Consider the following 1,435-nt stretch of genomic DNA (forward strand, 5'->3'; position numbering starts at 1 on the left):
GGCAAGCGACCAGGGACCAAGCGACGTGATCATGCCGGGCGATCTGTTGGAAGTCAGCGTTCTCACCAGTCTGGATACGAAGGATACCGCCATTTCCTGTCGGGTAGACGACGAGGGCAACATTCAGGTCCCTCCCATTGGGAAAGTGACCGTCGGTGGCATGCGCTTTCCTGATGCGGAAAGGGCCATTGCCCAGGCCGCTATTGAACGGGACGTTTACCGTCGGCCAACGGTCACGATCAAACGTGTGCAGTCCCGCACTTATCGAATAACGGTGACTGGGGCGGTGGCAAAACCCGGGGTCTACAACATCCCAGCCGCCCAGGCGGACCTTCTGACGGCTCTGGTTCAGGCAGAAGGATTGAAACCGGATGCGGATCCGGTCGTGGAAATCCGCCGATCCGGTTCCGCAGGTTCCGTCGGGCCGGCTGTCGCTTCCAAAGTTGGAAACGCTCCAGGCCAGTTAACCTCTTTTACCGAGCCGGTGGCGCCTGGGGAGTCCCTCAAGGTGGATCTGCGATCTGCTGGACAGGACAATCAGTCCCTCCAGGAATACCGGCTTGAGGATGGGGACGTGGTGTTTGTGCCACCACGAAAACTCGATCCCATCTACGTTGATGGGCTTGTCAACAAGCCTGGCATGTATGCTTTTCCAGCATCACAGGATCTGCGGCTAATGGATGTTATTGCGCTGGCTGGGGGATGTTCCAATCCGCTGGCGGATAAGGTGTGGATCGTGCGACAAATACGGGGACGCAGTGAGCCTGTGCTCATTCGGGCGAACCTCCGCACGGCCGCCAAGAACCCGGCGGAAAACCTCCGCATTGCCCCGGGGGATGTTATCACGGTGGAGGAGACGTTCGGAACGTTTATTTACAACCTGCTTAAAGGGTTCGTCCATGTGGGTGGAACCGTCCCACTGAATTGACCGGTTAAAGAGTAAACGCCTGCCTCTATCCCAGTAGGTTGATCGATAAATACTGCGTGTTAATGGGACTGTTCATTTCGAGAAAATCTCGATGTACTTTCGGACGAGTCTATGAGCGCGTGACAATTTGATGCAGACAAAGAAAGGTGTTTATCCGGACATGCTGAATTCCTGGCTGCCTGTCCAGGATTCCGACATTGCGTAAAACTCAGGCATCTCAGACAGCGCAGGAATAACCTTCGGATTTGGAAATTAAAAGAGCCTATGAACGAAAGCTCGTGGATTCAATGGGCGGTGCCGGACTCGGCGTCTCACATTCTGCACGCAATCGCCCAGTTCCTCGTGGCGGTCAGGCGCCGGTGGCAGATCATGCTGGGTGCTTTTCTGGCGGTTGCGCTTCTCGGCGCGCTGTATTATGCAACAGCGCCCAGAATTTACTCTTCAAAAGCCGAATTACTTATTCTTCAAACGGGAGATAACGCACTTTCGCCGACAATCGAGGCGCAG

At 55.3% G+C, this 1,435-nt stretch carries 2 protein-coding genes; both read left to right on the forward strand.

All coding sequences use genetic code 11. From position 1 onward, the window contains the following. Window positions 1-928, forward strand: a 928-nt coding sequence (locus tag H5U08_RS18700; protein ID WP_297036629.1) for a polysaccharide biosynthesis/export family protein, incomplete at its 5' end; no start/stop codon positions are given. A gap of 264 nt (window positions 929-1,192) precedes the next feature. Beyond that, on the forward strand, window positions 1,193-1,435 hold a 243-nt coding region (locus H5U08_RS18705), incomplete at its 3' end, for a hypothetical protein (protein WP_297036632.1).

Source organism: Thermogutta sp. (assembly GCF_014359955.1).
Taxonomy (GTDB): domain Bacteria; phylum Planctomycetota; class Planctomycetia; order Pirellulales; family Thermoguttaceae; genus Thermogutta.